Genomic DNA, 17,782 nt, shown 5'->3' with positions numbered 1-17,782 from the left:
TTCGGCATCAGCGGCGAATTGCATAAGTTTGTAAAAAATTCAACACCTTCAGAACAAACGCTCGCATCAGATTGATCATTTCAAAATTACCAGCAGTTAAATCGATTCCCTTACAGGTTTAATGTATCTGTCGATGTAAGTCATGAACGTCTATTTATCCACTCAAGGTAATAGCAGGTGATTTATCCGCTGTAGGGATATCCCTTTTAAATCCACTTACAAATGCGCTCGTGTTGGAAGAATATCATGTATGGTATTCTTTAGTTGTTATATTTAGTACATTGCCCACAGTAGTTACATCCTATGCTCAATTACATTGTCATTAATTAGTTAGCGAGATAAGAATGAAATCAAACGTAAAGTATACTTTTCATCACTTCGGCATCCCGTTACAGGATGGCGTTTTTGAAGGTGCATACAGCGAAAAAGCGGGGATGTATACAGTTGATAACCCAGGTCAGTTTCGTGTGCAGTGGCATAGATTTAAAGATAGTTCTCCACTCCACAATCTGATAAAAACTGTGCCTCATGTAGCCTTCAAAGTGGACAACCTGCTAAGAGCTATCGAAGATGAAGAAGTAATTCTTGGTCCCTATGAGCCCATTGATGGTTTCTTTGTTGCCATGATTAATGACAATGGCGCACCGATTGAACTCATAGAAACTACACTCTCAGATGATGAAATCTGGGAAAGAGCAAGGTCCGGTCAAGGCGACCTTTACAGGAAGTAATTTTATCCGGGAGCCGTTGTGAAAGTGGCTCTCTGTGAATACTTATTTGAAGCCTGGCAAATAAATCTGAACTTCGCTCATCATCCACTCACGAGCCACATGAAGAAATTGTTTCCTACCACCAGCTTCCCACCGGGCCATTTTGCTGGCGCAATGACTAACCTCTTTCGTTTCGGTATTAATAATATGATCAAGCTTGTTCAGCCGAGAAATTGCTTCAAAACTCAAAGAGAAGACAGGCCTACCGAACGATAAAACGATCGGGCATTCGCCGCAGACGCCCTATCAGCTGCGTCATACATACGCGTGCTGGATGTTGTCGGCAGGTGCTAATCCTGCTTTTATAGCGAATCAGATGGGTGATAAGAATGCAGAGATGGTCTTCCATGTATACTCTGCGAGGATAAATGTTCTCGATAGCGATCAGGTACCATTTTTGAATCAGCGCTTTGGCGGATATGCAAATGCCCCTAAAGTGCTCCTGAAGGTCAAAACAAAGTAGTTAATTACTTGATGTCCCGGTGATATTTAATGAAAAAGCTGTTTGTGCAGTTTTATCTTTTACTGTTTGTCTGCTTCCTGGTGATGACCATGCTGGTCGGCCTGGTTTATAAATTCACCGCCGAACGTGCGGGCCGGCAGTCGTTGGACGATCTGATGAAAAGCTCGCTCTATTTGATGCGCAGCGAGCTGAGAGAGATCCCGCCACACGACTGGGCGAAAACCCTGAAAGAGCTGGATCTCAATCTGTCATTCGATTTACGCATTGAGCCGTTAAAAGATTTCGATCTGGACCCGCCCGCCATGCAGCGTCTGCGCGACGGGGACATCGTCGCGCTGGATGAGAAATACACCTTTATCCAGCGCATTCCGCGCAGCCATTATGTGCTGGCCGTCGGGCCGGTGCCCTATCTCTATTATCTCCATCAGATGCGCCTGCTGGACATGGCGCTGATGGCCTTTATCGCCATTTCGCTCGCATTTCCGGTCTTTATCTGGATGCGGCCCCACTGGCAGGACATGCTGAAGCTGGAATCCGCCGCGCAGCGTTTTGGCGAGGGGCATTTTACTGAACGCATTCACTTCGACAGCGGTTCCAGCTTTGAGCGTCTGGGCGTGGCCTTTAACCAGATGGCCGATAACATCAACGCCCTAATCGCCAGTAAGAAGCAGCTTATCGACGGAATTGCGCACGAGCTGCGCACGCCGCTGGTTCGCCTGCGCTACCGTCTGGAGATGAGCGAGAATCTGACCGAGGCAGAGAATCAGGCGCTTAACCGCGACATTGGCCAGCTTGAAGCGCTGATTGAGGAGCTGCTGACCTACGCGCGTCTCGACCGCCCGCAAAACGAGCTGAACCTCACCACGCCGGATCTGCCCGCCTGGCTGCAAACCCACATTGATGACGTTCAGAGCGTAAATCCGCAGCGCACGCTGTTGACGCGCGTCACGCCGGGTGACTACGGCGCGCTCGATATGCGCCTGATGGAGCGCGTGCTGGACAACCTGATGAACAACGCCATGCGCTACAGCGAAAGTACACTCCAGATTGGCCTGGATTTGCAGGGCAACCGGGCCAGCCTGACGGTGGAGGACGACGGACCGGGAATTGCCCCGGAAGCGCGAGAAACCGTGTTTGAACCGTTTGTCCGCCTCGATCCCAGCCGCGATCGCGCCACCGGCGGATGCGGCCTGGGGTTGGCGATTGTCTACTCTATCGCGCAGGCGATGGGCGGCACGGTGCATTGCGAGGAGAGCGAGCTCGGCGGCGCGCGCTTCTGCTTTAGCTGGCCGGTGTACCATAACATCGCCCTTCCCGTTCCTGCCTGACCTCAACCGCACGCTGGCCTGACCCGGCGTGCTGTGCTATATGATAAGTATGTTGTAACTAATGAGGGTGTTTATGGCGAACTACGATCTCATCGAACGGCTTAACGGCACGTTTCGGGAAATAGAACACGAACTCCTGACCCTGACCGAGCGTTTGCAGGCCTGCCGCCTGCTGGCCGCGCGCGTCTTTACCCTGCCGGATGTGGCTAAGGGAGCCGAGCACGATCCGCTGGACACCATCGAGGTCGAACAGCACATCGGCAGCGCGGCCCTTGAGCAGGCGCTAAAACACTATCGTCGCCTGTTTATCCAGCAGCAGTCAGAAAACCGAAGCAGCAAGGCCGCCGTGCGCCTGCCGGGGGTCATCTGCCTGCAAACCGATGCGACATCGCGCGAAGCGCTGGAAAGCCAGATTGCGCATATCAACACCCTGAAAGCGGCCTTTGAAAAGATCATCACCGAAGAGTCCGGCCTCGCGCCTGCCGCGCGGTTCGAGTGGGTGCACCGACAGCTTCCGGGGCTGATTACCCTGAATGCCTATCGGACGCTGACGGTACTGCGTCACCCCGCTACGCTGCGCTTCGGCTGGGCGAATAAGCACATCATTAAAAACTTCACCCGGGATGAGATTCTGGCCCAACTGGAAAAAAGCCTGAAGACGCCGCGCACCGTCGCGCCGTGGTCGCGGGAGCAGTGGATTGAGCGCCTGGAGCAGGAGTACCACAGCATCGCCTCGCTGCCAGCGGATGCGCGCCTGAAGATAAAGCGCCCGGTGAAGGTGCAGCCTATCGCTCGCGTCTGGTATTCCGGTCAGCAAAAGCAGGTACAGTATGCCTGCCCGACGCCGCTGATTGCGCTTTACGATGCCGATCAGGGCGCGGTGGTACCCGATATTGGGGAACTGCTGAATTACGATGCTGACAATGTTCAGCACCGTTACAGACCTCAGGCGCAGCCGCTACAGCTGATTATTCCTCGGCTGCACCTGTACGTGGCGGGATGATTATTTCAGGCTACCGACCATCGCTTCCGGGCGAACCCAGGCGTCAAACTCCGCCTCCGTGAGATAGCCCAGCGCCAGGGCGGAGGCTTTCAGCGTCAGCCCCTCTTTATGCGCTTTTTTGGCGATCTCGGCGGCCTTGTCGTAGCCAATATGGGTATTGAGCGCGGTGACCAGCATCAGAGATTCATTGAGCAGCTGGCTGATGCGTTCGCGATTGGGCTCAATCCCCACCGCGCAATGCTCGTTAAAGCTCTCCATCCCGTCCGCCAGCAGACGAACAGATTGCAGCACGTTGTGGATCACCATCGGGCGATAGACGTTCAGCTCGAAGTTGCCGGACGCACCGCCCATGTTGACGGCCACGTCGTTGCCCATCACCTGGCAGCAAAGCATGGTCATGGCTTCGCACTGGGTCGGGTTCACTTTACCCGGCATGATGGAGCTGCCCGGCTCGTTTTCCGGGATGCTGATTTCACCGATGCCGCAGCGCGGGCCCGAGGCCAGCCAGCGCACGTCGTTAGCAATTTTCATCAGCGAGGCCGCCAGCCCCTTCAGCGCGCCGTGGGTGTGGACCAGCGCATCGCAGGTCGCCAGCGCTTCGAACTTATTGGGCGCCGTGACGAACGGCTGTCCGGTGATGGCAGCAAGCTCCTCCGCCACGCGCACCGCGTATTCTGGATGGGTGTTTAACCCGGTACCGACCGCCGTCCCACCGAGCGCCAGCTCCGCCAGGTGCGGCAGGCTGTTCTCGATATGCTTCAGGTTGTGTTCCAGCATCGCCACCCAGCCGGAAATCTCCTGGCCGAGCGTCAAAGGCGTGGCGTCCTGCAGGTGCGTACGGCCAATCTTGACGATGTCGCGGAAGGCCTGCGCTTTCTCGTTAAGCGTGGATTTGAGCACGTTGAGCTGCGGGATAAGCTGCTCGCGAATGGCGATTACCGCCGCCACGTGCATCGCCGTCGGGAAGACGTCGTTAGAGCTCTGGCTTTTGTTGACGTCATCGTTCGGGTGGACCTTACGTTCCATGCCGCGCACGCCGCCCAGCAGCTCGCTCGCCCGGTTCGCCAGCACTTCGTTCATGTTCATGTTGCTCTGGGTACCGGAACCGGTCTGCCAGATAGCAAGGGGAAATTCGTCAGGATGCTTTCCCGCCAGCACTTCGTCTGCGGCGTTGATAATGGCGGTGGCTTTATCGGCGTCCAGCAGGCCCAAATCCTGGTTCACTTTCGCGGCGGCGCGTTTGGTCAGCGCCAGCGCCTGAATCAGCGAGACGGGCATTTTTTCGGTCGAAATACGGAAGTGCTCCAGCGAACGCTGGGTTTGCGCGCCCCATAGCTTATCGGCCGGGACGTCGATGGCGCCCATCGAGTCTTTCTCATGGCGTACCGTGGTCATTACTTTCTCCTTGATAACAAAAGAGGGATTGCTCACATGCTTAAGGGATAAGTATTGATGACTTCTGAGAAACGGTATGGCGCTTTGTGCGCTCTTTTTGATGTCGGGTGGCGGCGGCGCCACCCGTTTTTTTCAATTTACTTCACGCACGCCGAACACTGGGACGACTGGATCTGCTTGAAGAAGTCGTTGCCTTTGTCATCCACCAGGATAAACGCCGGGAAGTCTTCCACTTCGATTTTCCAGATCGCTTCCATACCCAGCTCCGGGTATTCCACGCACTCCAGGCTCTTGATGCTGCCCTGCGCCAGAACCGCCGCCGGGCCGCCGATGCTGCCGAGGTAGAAGCCGCCGTGCTTGTGGCACGCGTCCGTCACCTGCTGGCTGCGGTTGCCTTTCGCCAGCATGATCATGCTGCCGCCGTTGGCCTGCAGCTGATCAACGTACGAGTCCATACGCCCTGCCGTGGTTGGGCCTAACGAGCCGGAGGCATAGCCTTCAGGCGTTTTCGCCGGGCCCGCGTAGTAGATCGGGTGATCTTTAATGTACTGCGGCAGCCCTTCGCCGTTGTCCAGACGCTCTTTCAGCTTCGCGTGCGCGATGTCGCGGCCCACGATAATCGTGCCGTTGAGTGAGAGACGGGTCGAAACCGGATACTGAGACAGCTGCGCCAGAATCTCCTTCATCGGACGGTTCAGGTCAACGCGAACCGCTTCCCCCTCGCCCGCTTTACGCAGCGCTTCCGGAATGTATTTACCCGGGTTGTTTTCCAGTTTTTCGATCCACACGCCTTCGCGGTTGATCTTGGCCTTGATGTTGCGATCCGCAGAGCAGGAGACGCCCATCCCGACCGGACAGGAGGCACCGTGGCGCGGAAGACGGATCACGCGCACGTCGTGGGCGAAGTACTTACCGCCAAACTGCGCCCCGAGCCCCAGATTACGCGCCTCTTCCAGCAGCTCCTGTTCAAGCTGCACGTCGCGGAACGCCTGACCGTGCTCGTTACCTTCGGTTGGCAGGCCGTCGTAGTATTTGGTTGAGGCCAGCTTCACGGTCTTCAGCGTGCTTTCCGCCGAGGTACCGCCAATCACAAACGCGATATGGTACGGCGGGCACGCCGCGGTGCCGAGGGTGCGCATCTTCTCAACCAGGTAGTTCTTCAGCTTGCCCGGAGTGAGCAGCGCTTTGGTTTCCTGGTAGAGATAGGTTTTGTTGGCCGAACCGCCGCCTTTGGCAATACAGAGGAATTTGTACTCGTCACCGTCGACGCTGTAGAGGTCAATCTGTGCTGGCAGGTTGGTGCCGGTGTTGACCTCTTTGTACATGTCCAGCGCCGCGTTTTGCGAATAGCGCAGGTTGTCTTCGGTGTAGGTGTTGTAGACGCCGTGAGCCAGCGCCGCTTCGTCACCGCCGCCGGTCCAGACGCGCTGGCCTTTTTTACCGACGATGATCGCCGTGCCGGTATCCTGGCACGTTGGCAGAATGCCTTTCGCCGCGATGTCGGAGTTACGCAGGAACTGCAGGGCAACGTACTTGTCGTTTTCGCTGGCTTCCGGGTCGCTCAGAATATCGGCAACCTGCTGCTGATGCGCGGGGCGGAGCATAAAGGAGGCATCGTGGAAAGCGTGCTGCGCCAGCAGCGTCAGCGCCTGCGGATCCACCTTGAGGATCTCTTGTCCTTCAAACTCAGAGACGGAGACGTGATCGCGGGTTAACAGGTAATACTCGGTCTGATCCTTACTGAGGGGGAAAGGATCCTGATAATGGAAGGGTTTATTCGACATTGTTCTCTCACTTACTGCTTCGGTCTGTTTATTCAGGGCAGATGTTCCGCTGCCCGGCTTAAAAGCGAGTCAGCTTATCCTACACAATTTTTTAACAAAAACTGAGACTAGTACGACTTTTTACATCCACAGGTTACTTCCACGTAGTTTATTGCTTTAATACCCGGAGTTAATTCCACATTTGAATCAGGGCTTGATAATGCAAAAACTCATTAACTCAGTGCAAAACTACGCCTGGGGAAGTAAAACTGCGTTAACGGATCTCTACGGTATCGCGAACCCGAACAACCTGCCGATGGCGGAACTGTGGATGGGGGCGCACCCGAAGAGCAGCTCAAAAATTGAAGACGCCAGCGGCCAGGTACGCAGCCTGCGTGACGTGATTGATGCCGATAAAGCCGCACTGCTGGGCGACAAGGTGGCTCAGCGCTTTGGCGAACTGCCGTTCCTGTTTAAGGTGCTGTGCGCCGACCAGCCGCTCTCCATCCAGGTTCACCCGAACAAGAAAGCGTCTGAAATCGGCTTTGCCAAAGAGAACGCGGCGGGCATCCCGCTGGACGCCGCCGAGCGTAACTACAAAGATCCTAACCACAAGCCGGAGCTGGTCTTTGCGCTGACCCCGTTCCTGGCGATGAACGCGTTCCGCGAGTTTTCAGAGATTATCTCTCTGCTGCAACCGGTCGCGGGTGCCAACAAAGCTATCGCGCATTTCCTTGAAAACCCGAACGCCGAGGCGCTGAGCCAGCTGTTTGCCAGCCTGCTGAATATGCAGGGGGAAGAGAAATCTCACGCGCTGGCGGTGCTGAAGGCCGCCCTGGACAGCCAGCAAGGTGAACCGTGGGAAACCATCCGTCTGATTTCCGAATTCTACCCGGACGACAGCGGCCTGTTCTCCCCTCTGCTGCTGAACGTGGTGAAGCTGAACCCGGGCGAAGCGATGTTCCTGTTCGCGGAAACCCCGCACGCCTACCTGCAGGGCGTAGCGCTGGAGGTAATGGCCAACTCTGACAACGTGTTGCGCGCGGGCCTGACGCCGAAATATATCGACATCCCTGAGCTGGTTGCCAACGTGAAGTTTGTAGCGAAGCCTGCCGCGGAGCTGCTGACTCAGCCGGTGAAAAACGGCGCAGAGCTGGACTTCCCGATTCCGGTTGAGGATTTTGCGTTCTCCCTGCACGACCTCAATCAGACGGAAACGACAATCGCACAGGAGAGCGCGGCGATCCTGTTCTGCGTCGAGGGCGAAGCAACGCTGCGCAAAGGCGAGCAGCGTCTGGTTCTCCAGCCTGGCGAGTCAGCATTCGTTGCAGCCAATGAGTCCCCGGTCAGCGTGAGCGGCACCGGTCGCCTGGCGCGCGTTTTTAATAAGCTTTAAGCACTTACTGAATTTTTTAACAACTCTTGCTAAGCTAGTTGAAGGCTTAATATCTCCGGGCGGTTTTTACCGCCTGGTTTCATTTTAGGGATAGTCGCAATGAAAAAATCGGTCGTAGCGGTTGGAGTGATTGTAGCGTTAGGCGTGGTCTGGACGGGTGCCTCCTGGTTTACCGGGAAACAGCTGGAAGGCCGTCTGGCTGAGATGGTGGCGCAGGCTAACGGAGAAATTAAGCGCAGCGCGCCGGAGGCGGGTCTGGAGCTGAGCTACCAGAACTATCAGCGCGGCGTGTTCACCAGCCGCATGCAGCTGGTGGTGAAGCCGGTGGCCGGTGCGGCAAACGGCTGGCTGAAGCCGGGACAGAGCGTGGTGCTGGATGAAATGGTAAGCCACGGTCCGCTGCCGCTGGCGCAGCTAAAGTCGTTTAACCTGATCCCGTCCATGGCGTCCGTTCATACCGTACTGGTGAATAACGACGTCACTAAACCGCTGTTTGACCTGGCGAAGAATGAATCACCTTTCGACATTAACACCCGTATTAGCTACTCCGGTGATACCAGTTCTGATATCGCGCTGAAACCGCTGAACTACGAGAAAGAGAACGAAAAAGTCGCCTTCAGCGGTGGCCATTTCAAACTTGATGCGGATCGGGACGGCAACGTCTTCTCCATGACGGGTGAAGCGGAAAGCGGCCTGGTCAACGCCGTGAACGAATATAACCAAAAAGTTCAGCTCACCTTCAACAACCTGAAAGCCGACGGCAACAGCCGTATGACCGACTTTAAAGAGCGTATCGGCGATCAGAAGCTCTCCGTGGATAAAATTGCTATCGCAATTGAAGGAAAAGAGATGGCCGTGCTGGAAGGCATGGACGTTAACGGTCAATCCGACGTATCCAAAGACGGTAAGAGCATCAATACCCAGCTGGATTACACGCTGAAGAGCCTGAAAGTGCAGAATCAGGATCTGGGCACCGGCAAGCTGTCGCTGAAGATCGGCAATATCGACGGCCAGGCATGGCACGAATTTAGCCAGAAATACAGCAAAGAGAGCCAGGCGCTGCTGACCGACGCCGCGCTGCAGCAGAACCCGGAAGTGTACCAGCAGCAGGCGATGGCGGTGCTGTTCAATAACCTGCCAATCCTGCTGAAAGGCCAGCCGGTGGTCACCGTTGCGCCGCTGAGCTGGAAAAACAGCAAAGGCGAAACCAGCTTTAACCTGTCGCTGTTCCTGAAAGATCCTGCAGCCGCCACGGGTGAACCGCAGACTCTGGCGCAGGAAGTGGATCGCAGCGTGAAGTCGCTCGACAGCAAGCTGACCATCCCGATGGATATGGCGACCGAGTTTATGACCCAGATTGCGAAGCTGGAAGGCTACGGCGATGAAGATGCCGGCAAGCTGGCGAACCAGCAGGTGAAAGGTCTGGCGGCGATGGGTCAGATGTTCCGCATCACCAAAGTGGAAGACAACACCATTTCCACCAGCCTGCAATATGCCAACGGCCAGGTAACGCTGAACGGCGACAAAATGCCGCTGGAAGAGTTTGTTGGCATGTTTGGTATGCCGACGCTGGGAATGCCGGAACCGGCTGAACCCGCAGCGCCAGCCGTACCGGCGGCACCGCAGCAGTAAACGTCAAGACCCCTCGCAAGAGGGGTTTTTTATTGCCCTTATCCTTTCCATCCCTGCAGGAAATCCAGCAGCAAGGCGTTAACTTTCTCAGGCTGTTCCTCCTGAGGAAGATGGCCGCACTCGTCGATACCCTGCGCCCGCAGGTTATCCGCCATTTCAGCCCAGACGCTTTGCATATCGAAAAGCTTGCCGACCGCGTGAAAATCATTGCCCCACAGCGACATTACCGGACAGGCGATTTTCACGTCAGCGTCGGCAAGATCCTGCGCCACGTCTTCCGCGTTGGCGCGATAGTCAGCCATCGCGCCTCGCACGGCTCCGGGCGCCTGATACGCGCGCACATAGGTGTCAAACGCCTCGCCGCTGATGGTTGACGGATCGTAGGTCCAGTCCGAGAAAAAGTAGCGCAGCCAGATATTTTCACGTCCTGCAATCAGCGCTTCCGGCAGATCGGGCACAAGATGGAACAGGAAGAACCAGTATGCACGGGCGATGGACGCATTCAAATCGCGCGCCACGATACGCGTTGGCACGTTATCCATGACCACCAGACGATCCACCAGCTCAGGGTAATCTTTTGCAAACCGCGTCGCGACGCGCGCCCCGCGATCGTGCCCCACCAGCACCACCTTCTGTAACCCCAGCGCACGCATTAGCTCCCGGATATCCCGGGCCATGTTCCGTTTATCATAGCCAGAAGCCGGTTTATCCGTTTCGCCATATCCTCGCAAATCCGGCGCGATGACGCGGTAGTGCCGGGACAATACAGGTATCTGGTAGCGCCAGGCATAGTTTGTTTCAGGAAAACCGTGCAGAAGAATAACCGGCGCGCCTTCACCCTCTTCAACCACAAACTGGCGAATGCCGTTTGCCGTTACGGTGTAACTTTTCATATTCATAACCTCACTTTATTTCAGCAGAGGCACGTTGGCCGCACGTTGATAAGGACCGTAATTTACAGGGTTCCAGCTATAGCCCTGCTGCCAGGCGGTGATATGCCCAATACCGGGGAAAGGCAGATGCGCAGCGGCCATCCACTCGCCGTCTTTCGCCAGGGCGTTAAACTCCTGCGCCCGGGACGAGATGGCTTTTTTCGAATCGACATCAAAGCGAATAGACACTTCAGGATGCGGGAACTGGACGGCTGGCGCATGAATCAGATCCCCAATGAAGTTAATAGCCTTCCCCTGCGACGCAAAGCGATAAACGGTACTGCCGGGCGTATGGCCAACGGCATAGGCCGTCTGGACTTCCGGGATCGGCGAAGCTGGCGGAACGAAGGTTTTGAGATGTCCGGAGGCTTTATAATCAGACAGTGCTTTTCGGGCAATAGCGAAATACTCTTTCGCATTAGCCGGCGCGCTCGCTTCTTTTGCAGGATCAAGCCAGTAGTCGGCCTCCCCCTGCGGTACATAGACGGTGGCATTGGGGAACAACGCTTTACCGTCTGCATCGCTCAGGCCACACACGTGGTCAAGATGCAGGTGAGTCAGGAAAATGGTATCAACCTGCTCGGGACGATAGCCTGATGCTTTCATATTGTTAACCAGCTGGCCGGCCGTTTCCGGCACGCAGTGCCCCGCTCCGCTGTCAATCATGACCAGATGTTTAGCGGTATTAACCAGGAAAGCGTTAAAAGCGGTCGGCATGCGTTCGGCATCGATTTTATGCTGAGCCAGCAGTTTACGAACCTTGTCGTCTGAAAGACCGTGGAGTAAAGACGGCGAAAGGTCGTTATAGCCGTCGAACAGCGCCGTGACCTCATATTCCCCTATCGCCAGACGATAATATCCGGGGACCTGCTGCTTCACCTGCGCAGGTGCGTCAGCCCAGGCGGCACTTACCAGCAACAGACTGCTGAATGCCAGAACCGTTTTCAACTTTTTCATCTTCACTCCAGATTGATATTTTTCAGGTTGTGAAGAGACTATGGCAGCGTAACGATAAATACTGTAGATATGTACTTTGATAAGGCAGCATAACGAAAAGCGATACAATGAAACTGGAAGACGTTGAAGTGTTTGTCGAAGCGATTAAGGCGGGTAGCCTGGCGGGCGCCGCGCGTCGGCTCTCAATGAGCGCCATGGCGGCGTCACGCTCTCTTAACAATCTTGAGGCTGAGCTGGGGGTCAGGCTGGTGCATCGCACCACGCGATCCCTTTCACCCACCAGCGATGGTGACGTTTTTTTGCCGCATGCGCAGGCGTTGCTGGAAGATAAAAATAACGCGCTGGCCGATCTGTTTCCTGATGGTACGCACCTGTCCGGACGCCTTCGCATTACCGCCTCAGCGGCGTTTGGACGCAAGATCGTTGCACCGATGTTGCCGCTGTTTATGCAGCAACATCCTGCCCTGCAGGTCGACCTGCTGGCAACCGATGAGCAAATTGATATTGTCGGGAAAGGCATAGACGTGGCGTTACGCATTGCACCGCTGCGCGATAACCGGTTAGTCGCACACCGCATCTGTGATAACCCCCGCGAGCTTTGCGCCAGCGCGGAGTATCTCGCCGCGTACGGTTCACCGAAATTGCTTAACGATCTGGCTGGACATAGCTGCCTGACCACCTCAGATACGACACACTGGTCATTTGAAAAGGGTGAACAGCGCTACAAACAAAAGGTGTCAGGCCGATTCTCGGCTAACTCTATTGAGGCGATTTTCGAGGCTTGTCTGGGGGGACTCGGCATCGCAAATTTATCTCGCTGGTACGTAGAGCCTGCCATTGCTGAGGGTAAACTCGTGCGGATCGTCCTGGAAGATGCTCAGCCGGAATCGCTGGCCATTTGGGCGCTTTACCCGACCTCCCGGCTGATCCCGGCAAAAGTACGAAAATTTGTAGAAGCCCTGGAGACACATCTGACGCTCAACCCGCTTACGCAGCAGAGCTGAGTTATTTCACCGTCACCAGCCGCGCCGCGACAATCTGGTGCCCGGACTGGACGTCCGTGTTGTCGATGCGCTGCATAATTCTCTCTGCCAGCGTGTAGCCCATCTCCCGCGCAGGGGTGGTAGCCCAGACTATCGGCAGGTCATCCAGCGCGTTTTCACCAACGTCGGCGAACGCCCCTAACGCCACCTGATGGCCGAAGAAGGTTTCCACCCCGCCCTCGCCGCTCTGACGCCCGGCGCGGATCAGGCCAAACCAGGCACCCATGGCAATCACATCGTTGTAGCAAATCACGGCGCTGATCGTCGGATTGCTTCGCAGCAGCGCGCCTATCGCTTCCGCCGCTTTCTTCTGGCTGGATTCACACTCCACGACCCATTCGCTGTGGAACGGCAGGCCGTATTTAATCAGCGTCGCGCAGTAGCCGCCGACCCGCTCGGCGCGCGTCAGGGAGGAGCTTTTCCCTCCCAGCCAGGCAATGCGCTGATGCCCGCGGCGAATAAGATGTTCGGTCAACATTTGCGCGGCCTGCATGTTATCCGGGCGCAGCGTATCGGCCTCGTCCAGATAGCTGGCGCGCGAGGCGAACACCAGCGGCACGCCTTTTTCGGCGGCACGCTCGCACAGTTCGCTGCCCACGCCCGATGCTCCGGCGACGATCACTCCGTCAACCCCCTGGGTCAGCAGCATATCGAGACGGGAGAGAAGCTGCCCGGCCTCGCGCCCGCCGTGCAGCAGAAAGACCATCCGCCCCTGCGCTTCCAGCGCTTCGGTTAACCCGGCGGTCAGCTCCGCATAAAAAGGTGACGTCAGGTCGCGGACAATCAGGCCAATCACCCCGCTTTGCCCGCCGCGCAGCGCCGACGCCTGACGGTTACGCACAAAGCCCAGCTGTTCAACCGCCTCGTTCACCCTCTGGCCGGTTGCGGGCGAGATGCGCCCTTTACCACTGAGCACGAGAGAAACGGTGCTGACGGAAACCCCCGCCGCCAGCGCGACATCGTTGATGGTGACTTTTTTCGCTACAGCCATGTGTCAGCGTGACTCCCTGAAATGAGATCGGTAAAACGTTTTATCAATACGTTATCTTTATACTACCAGTCAAAGCCTGAGAATGTGATTTAGCGCGCACTAAACTTTGATAAAACGTTTTATCTTCTCGCAGCATTGAAGCAGGCAAACTGATTTTAACAATAAAGGAGTCGTTTTATGACGGCGAAAACAGCACAAAAAATATCGCTGTGGGAGTTTTTCCAGCAACTGGGTAAAACCTTTATGCTGCCCGTGGCGCTCCTCTCGTTCTGCGGGATCATGCTCGGGATCGGCAGCTCGCTGAGCAGTAAAGACGTCATCACGCTGATCCCGTTCCTCGGTACTCCCGTGCTGCAGGCGATCTTTATCTGGATGAGTAAGGTCGGCTCCTTCGCGTTTAGCTTCCTGCCCGTGATGTTCTGCATCGCCATCCCGCTGGGCCTGGCCCGCGAGAATAAAGGCGTCGCGGCCTTTGCCGGGTTTGTGGGTTACGCCGTGATGAACCTGGCGGTTAACTTCTGGCTGACCGCGAAAGGCATTCTGCCGACGACCGATGCTGCCGTGCTGAAGGCCAACAACATTCAGAGCGTGATTGGTATTCAGTCTATTGATACCGGGATCCTCGGAGCGGTGATCGCCGGGGTCATTATCTGGATGCTGCACGAGCGCTTCCACAATATCCGCCTGCCGGATGCTCTGGCCTTCTTCGGCGGTACCCGCTTCGTGCCGATTGTCACCCTGGTGGTCATGGGTCTGTTCGGCCTGATCATTCCGCTGATCTGGCCGGTCTTTGCGATGGGCATCAACGGCATTGGCCGCATCATCAACGGCGCGGGAGATTTTGGTCCGATGATCTTCGGCACCGGCGAGCGTCTGCTGCTGCCGTTCGGCCTGCAGCATATCCTGGTGGCCCTGATTCGCTTCACCGAAGCGGGCGGTACCATGGAGGTGTGCGGTCACGACGTGAGCGGTGCGCTGACCATCTTCCAGGCGCAGCTGAGCTGTCCGACTACCCACGGCTTCTCTGAAAGCGCCACCCGCTTCCTGTCTCAGGGTAAAATGCCGGCCTTCCTCGGCGGCCTGCCGGGTGCCGCGCTGGCGATGTATCACTGCGCGCGCCCGGAAAACCGACATAAAATTAAAGGGCTGCTGATCTCCGGCGTGATTGCCTGCGTCGTGGGCGGCACCACCGAGCCTATCGAATTCCTGTTCCTGTTTGTTGCGCCGGTGCTGTATCTCATCCACGCGCTGCTGACCGGCCTGGGCTTTACCGTGATGGCGGTGCTGGGCGTCACCATCGGCAACACCGACGGCAACGTGATTGACTTCGTGGTGTTCGGGATCCTGCACGGCCTGTCAACCAAGTGGTATCTGGTGCCGGTCGTGGCGGCTATCTGGTTCGCGGTGTACTACGGTATCTTCCGCTTCGCCATCACCCGCTTTAACCTGAAAACGCCGGGCCGCGATACCGACACCGCCACCAGCGTTGAGCAGGCGGTGGCCGGTACCGTGGGCAAATCCGGGTATAACACCCCTGCCATTCTGGCTGCGCTGGGCGGTGCGGATAATATTACCTCGCTGGATAACTGCATCACCCGCCTGCGTCTGTCGGTGGCGGATATGTCAAAAGTGGATACCAACGCCCTGAAAGCCAACCGGGCCATCGGCGTGGTACAGTTAAATCAGCATAATTTGCAGGTGGTTATCGGCCCGCAGGTTCAGTCGGTGAAAGATGAGCTGGCAACCCTGATGCGAACAGTAGAAGCCTGATGCCTCAACCCCCTCTCATGAGGGGGTTTTACTTTAAGGATTAACGTCATGTTTGATTTTTCTACCGTCGTGGATCGTCACGGCACCTGGTGTACGCAGTGGGACTACGTCGCCGACCGCTTTGGCGCGGCGGATCTGCTGCCCTTCACCATCTCGGATATGGACTTCGCCACCGCCCCCTGCATTACCGACGCGCTGCATCAGCGCATCAACCACGGCGTACTGGGCTACAGCCGCTGGAAAAACGACGAGTTTCTTGCCGCTGTTGAGCACTGGTTTCGGCAGCGCTTTAACAGCCGCATTGATAAAGAAACCATGGTTTATGGCCCTTCCGTCATCTACATGGTGTCAGAGCTGATCCGCCTCTGGTCAAAGCCCGGTGACGGCGTGGTGGTCCACACCCCGGCGTACGATGCGTTTTACAACGCCATTGGAGGCAATGCGCGTCAGGTTGTGGCCGTTGAGATGGAAAAGCAGGCGGCTGGCTGGCAGGGCAATATGGCGGCGCTTGAAGCGGCCCTGGCGAAACCGGAAAATAAAATTCTGCTGCTGTGCAGCCCGCAGAACCCGACCGGCAAGGTCTGGACGCGGGGTGAATTGACGCAGATGGCGGAACTCTGTGAGCGCTATGACGTGGCGGTTATCAGCGATGAAATTCATATGGACATGGTCTGGGGGGCACATCGCCACACCCCGTGGAATGCGGTAGCGCGCGGCAAATGGGCGCTTCTCACCTCCGGCTCGAAAAGCTTTAATATTCCGGCACTGACGGGCGCATACGGCCTGATCGGCGATGAAGAGAGCCGTAACGGCTATCTCAGCGCGCTAAAAGGACGGGATGGGCTCTCTTCCCCTTCCGTGCTGGCGCTGACGGCCCATATCGCCGCCTATCAGCAGGGAGAGCCATGGCTGGATGCCTTGCGTCGTTATCTGGAAGAGAATCTGCTGTATATCGCACAGGAATTAAACAGTGCTTTTCCGAAACTGAACTGGCAGCCGCCAGAAGCAACCTATCTGGCCTGGATTGACCTGCGCCCGCTGAACATTGACGACAGGGCACTGCAAAAAGTGCTGATCGAGCAGCAAAAGGTCGCCATCATGCCGGGATACACGTACGGAAACGAGGGTAACGGCTTCGTGCGCCTTAACGCCGGCTGCCCACGCAGCAAGCTGGAACAAGGGGTTCAGCGCCTCATCGCCGGGATCAACACGCTCCTGTAATTTGTTTGCGCAACGGAATATTCCCTTGCGCAAATAGCTTTTTACCCCGTTTTGTTTTTATAATATGGCGCACTTTAACCCGAAAAGAGTGCGACCATGATTGATACACGCCTGCCCTTAACTGATATTCATCGTCACCTTGACGGTAACATTCGTGCCCAAACCATCCTCGATCTTGGCCGCCAGTTCAACTTAACGCTTCCCGCTCAGACGCTTGAGTCGTTGATCCCACACGTACAGGTCACCTCCAATGAACCGGACCTGGTCAGCTTCCTGAGCAAACTCGACTGGGGCGTGAAGATGCTGGCGTCGCTGGATGCCTGCCGCCGCGTGGCGTTTGAGAACATTGAAGACGCGGCCCGCAACGGCCTGCACTACGTCGAGCTGCGCTTCTCGCCGGGCTATATGGCGATGACCCACAACCTGCCCGTTGCAGGCGTGGTGGAAGCCGTCATTGAAGGCGTCCGCGAAGGGTGTAAAACGTTCGACGTTCAGGCCCGCCTGATCGGCATTATGAGCCGCACGTTCGGCGAAGCCGCCTGCCTGCAGGAGCTGGAAGCGCTGCTGGCGCACCGTGACGCCATCACCGCCGTTGACCTTGCCGGCGATGAGCTGGGCTTCCCCGGCAGCCTGTTCCTCTCCCACTTCAACCGCGCGCGCGATGCCGGCTGGCACATTACCGTCCATGCGGGTGAAGCAGCGGGCCCGGAAAGCATCTGGCAGGCCATCCGCGAGCTGGGCGCCGAGCGTATCGGCCACGGCGTGAAGGCGGTAGAAGACCGCGCCCTGATGGATTTCCTGGCGGAGCAGCGCATCGGCATTGAGTCGTGCCTGACGTCCAACATTCAGACCAGCACCGTGGCAACGCTGGCGCAGCACCCGCTGAAAACGTTCCTTGAGCACGGCGTGCTGGCCTCGCTGAACACGGACGATCCGGCGGTTCAGGGCGTGGATATCATCCACGAGTACAACATCGCCGCACCGCAGGCGGGCCTGAGCCGCGAGCAGATCCGTCAGGCGCAGATCAACGGGCTGGAGATCGCCTTCCTGACGCCTGCGGAGAAGCAGGCGCTGCGGGATAAGGTGGCAACCGCGTAAACCCTTTGCCGGGTGGCGGC

General features: G+C 56.8%; 14 protein-coding genes and 1 pseudogene. 9 read left to right on the top strand and 6 right to left on the bottom strand.

Annotated elements, in window-relative coordinates; genetic code table 11:
* Positions 1 to 344 precede the first annotated feature (344 nt).
* Positions 345 to 731: a hypothetical protein gene (locus ACMGGH_RS15210; protein ID WP_047368427.1), complete on the top strand. Its 387-nt coding sequence runs from the start codon at positions 345 to 347 to the stop codon at positions 729 to 731.
* A gap of 42 nt (positions 732 to 773) precedes the next feature.
* On the opposite strand, the pseudogene ACMGGH_RS15205 reads toward ACMGGH_RS15210, so the two are convergent.
* Positions 774 to 950 (bottom strand): annotated as a pseudogene (locus ACMGGH_RS15205) (KilA-N domain-containing protein); the annotation flags it as partial.
* A gap of 312 nt (positions 951 to 1,262) precedes the next feature.
* On the opposite strand from ACMGGH_RS15205, the gene rstB reads away from it, so the two are divergent.
* Together rstB and tus are read left to right on the top strand one after the other, a co-directional pair.
* Positions 1,263 to 2,561 (top strand): two-component system sensor histidine kinase RstB, encoded by a 1,299-nt coding sequence (rstB, locus tag ACMGGH_RS15200; protein WP_028012933.1) that lies wholly within the window; start codon positions 1,263 to 1,265, stop codon positions 2,559 to 2,561.
* Positions 2,562 to 2,634: 73 nt separating this feature from the next.
* The gene (tus, locus tag ACMGGH_RS15195; protein ID WP_232948163.1) at positions 2,635 to 3,564 is read left to right on the top strand and encodes a DNA replication terminus site-binding protein; all 930 of its coding nucleotides are present in this window, start codon (positions 2,635 to 2,637) and stop codon (positions 3,562 to 3,564) included.
* Here tus and fumC read toward each other — a convergent pair whose 3' ends face one another.
* Entirely contained in the window at positions 3,565 to 4,959 is a 1,395-nt protein-coding gene (fumC, locus tag ACMGGH_RS15190; protein ID WP_028012931.1) for a class II fumarate hydratase, read from the bottom strand. It abuts the gene before it with no gap.
* Positions 4,960 to 5,096: 137 nt separating this feature from the next.
* Positions 5,097 to 6,743, bottom strand: coding sequence for a class I fumarate hydratase FumA (gene fumA / locus ACMGGH_RS15185; RefSeq protein WP_028012930.1), 1,647 nt, complete (start codon positions 6,741 to 6,743; stop codon positions 5,097 to 5,099).
* A gap of 199 nt (positions 6,744 to 6,942) precedes the next feature.
* On the opposite strand from fumA, the gene manA reads away from it, so the two are divergent.
* Both manA and ACMGGH_RS15175 read left to right on the top strand, forming a co-directional pair.
* Entirely contained in the window at positions 6,943 to 8,118 is a 1,176-nt protein-coding gene (gene manA / locus ACMGGH_RS15180) for a mannose-6-phosphate isomerase (RefSeq protein WP_232948162.1), read from the top strand.
* A gap of 99 nt (positions 8,119 to 8,217) precedes the next feature.
* On the top strand, positions 8,218 to 9,750 hold the full coding sequence (locus tag ACMGGH_RS15175; RefSeq protein WP_232948161.1) for a YdgA family protein: 1,533 nt from the start codon (positions 8,218 to 8,220) through the stop codon (positions 9,748 to 9,750).
* Between the two features lie 38 nt (positions 9,751 to 9,788).
* On the opposite strand, the gene ACMGGH_RS15170 is transcribed toward ACMGGH_RS15175, so the two are convergent.
* Complete coding sequence (locus ACMGGH_RS15170) at positions 9,789 to 10,643, bottom strand: alpha/beta fold hydrolase (protein WP_232948160.1); 855 nt, start codon at positions 10,641 to 10,643, stop codon at positions 9,789 to 9,791.
* A 15-nt stretch (positions 10,644 to 10,658) separates the two neighbouring features.
* Positions 10,659 to 11,639 (bottom strand): MBL fold metallo-hydrolase, encoded by a 981-nt coding sequence (locus tag ACMGGH_RS15165; RefSeq protein WP_232948159.1) that lies wholly within the window; start codon positions 11,637 to 11,639, stop codon positions 10,659 to 10,661.
* Positions 11,640 to 11,746: 107 nt separating this feature from the next.
* Between ACMGGH_RS15165 and ACMGGH_RS15160 the strand changes: the two genes are divergently transcribed.
* On the top strand, positions 11,747 to 12,643 hold the full coding sequence (locus tag ACMGGH_RS15160) for a LysR family transcriptional regulator (protein WP_232948158.1): 897 nt from the start codon (positions 11,747 to 11,749) through the stop codon (positions 12,641 to 12,643).
* 1 nt (position 12,644) lies between these two features.
* Here ACMGGH_RS15160 and ACMGGH_RS15155 read toward each other — a convergent pair whose 3' ends face one another.
* Complete coding sequence (locus ACMGGH_RS15155) at positions 12,645 to 13,673, bottom strand: Mal regulon transcriptional regulator MalI (RefSeq protein WP_136343178.1); 1,029 nt, start codon at positions 13,671 to 13,673, stop codon at positions 12,645 to 12,647.
* A gap of 177 nt (positions 13,674 to 13,850) precedes the next feature.
* Between ACMGGH_RS15155 and malX the strand changes: the two genes are divergently transcribed.
* The 3 genes from malX to add all read left to right on the top strand — a co-directional run bounded on the left by malX (position 13,851) and on the right by add (position 17,762).
* Entirely contained in the window at positions 13,851 to 15,443 is a 1,593-nt protein-coding gene (gene malX / locus ACMGGH_RS15150; RefSeq protein WP_028012923.1) for a maltose/glucose-specific PTS transporter subunit IIBC, read from the top strand.
* 48 nt (positions 15,444 to 15,491) lie between these two features.
* Positions 15,492 to 16,664 (top strand): MalY/PatB family protein, encoded by a 1,173-nt coding sequence (locus tag ACMGGH_RS15145; RefSeq protein WP_232948157.1) that lies wholly within the window; start codon positions 15,492 to 15,494, stop codon positions 16,662 to 16,664.
* 96 nt (positions 16,665 to 16,760) lie between these two features.
* Positions 16,761 to 17,762: an adenosine deaminase gene (gene add, locus ACMGGH_RS15140; protein WP_047368418.1), complete on the top strand. Its 1,002-nt coding sequence runs from the start codon at positions 16,761 to 16,763 to the stop codon at positions 17,760 to 17,762.
* Positions 17,763 to 17,782: the final 20 nt, after the last annotated feature.

The sequence above is a fragment of the Enterobacter sp. BNK-16 genome (assembly GCF_048684955.1).
GTDB lineage: Bacteria > Pseudomonadota > Gammaproteobacteria > Enterobacterales > Enterobacteriaceae > Enterobacter > Enterobacter bugandensis.
This window is presented reverse-complemented; position numbering and strand designations above follow the sequence as displayed.

Excerpts from the sequence above, each read along its gene's own strand:
- ACMGGH_RS15210 (WP_047368427.1), top strand. The coding sequence starts at position 345 with ATGAAATCAAACGTAAAGTATACTTTTCATCACTTCGGCATCCCGTTA.
- rstB (WP_028012933.1), top strand. The coding sequence starts at position 1,263 with ATGAAAAAGCTGTTTGTGCAGTTTTATCTTTTACTGTTTGTCTGCTTC.
- tus (WP_232948163.1), top strand. The coding sequence starts at position 2,635 with ATGGCGAACTACGATCTCATCGAACGGCTTAACGGCACGTTTCGGGAA.
- fumC (WP_028012931.1), bottom strand. The coding sequence starts at position 4,959 with ATGACCACGGTACGCCATGAGAAAGACTCGATGGGCGCCATCGACGTC.
- fumA (WP_028012930.1), bottom strand. The coding sequence starts at position 6,743 with ATGTCGAATAAACCCTTCCATTATCAGGATCCTTTCCCCCTCAGTAAG.
- manA (WP_232948162.1), top strand. The coding sequence starts at position 6,943 with ATGCAAAAACTCATTAACTCAGTGCAAAACTACGCCTGGGGAAGTAAA.
- ACMGGH_RS15175 (WP_232948161.1), top strand. The coding sequence starts at position 8,218 with ATGAAAAAATCGGTCGTAGCGGTTGGAGTGATTGTAGCGTTAGGCGTG.
- ACMGGH_RS15170 (WP_232948160.1), bottom strand. The coding sequence starts at position 10,643 with ATGAAAAGTTACACCGTAACGGCAAACGGCATTCGCCAGTTTGTGGTT.
- ACMGGH_RS15165 (WP_232948159.1), bottom strand. The coding sequence starts at position 11,639 with ATGAAAAAGTTGAAAACGGTTCTGGCATTCAGCAGTCTGTTGCTGGTA.
- ACMGGH_RS15160 (WP_232948158.1), top strand. The coding sequence starts at position 11,747 with ATGAAACTGGAAGACGTTGAAGTGTTTGTCGAAGCGATTAAGGCGGGT.
- ACMGGH_RS15155 (WP_136343178.1), bottom strand. The coding sequence starts at position 13,673 with ATGGCTGTAGCGAAAAAAGTCACCATCAACGATGTCGCGCTGGCGGCG.
- malX (WP_028012923.1), top strand. The coding sequence starts at position 13,851 with ATGACGGCGAAAACAGCACAAAAAATATCGCTGTGGGAGTTTTTCCAG.
- ACMGGH_RS15145 (WP_232948157.1), top strand. The coding sequence starts at position 15,492 with ATGTTTGATTTTTCTACCGTCGTGGATCGTCACGGCACCTGGTGTACG.
- add (WP_047368418.1), top strand. The coding sequence starts at position 16,761 with ATGATTGATACACGCCTGCCCTTAACTGATATTCATCGTCACCTTGAC.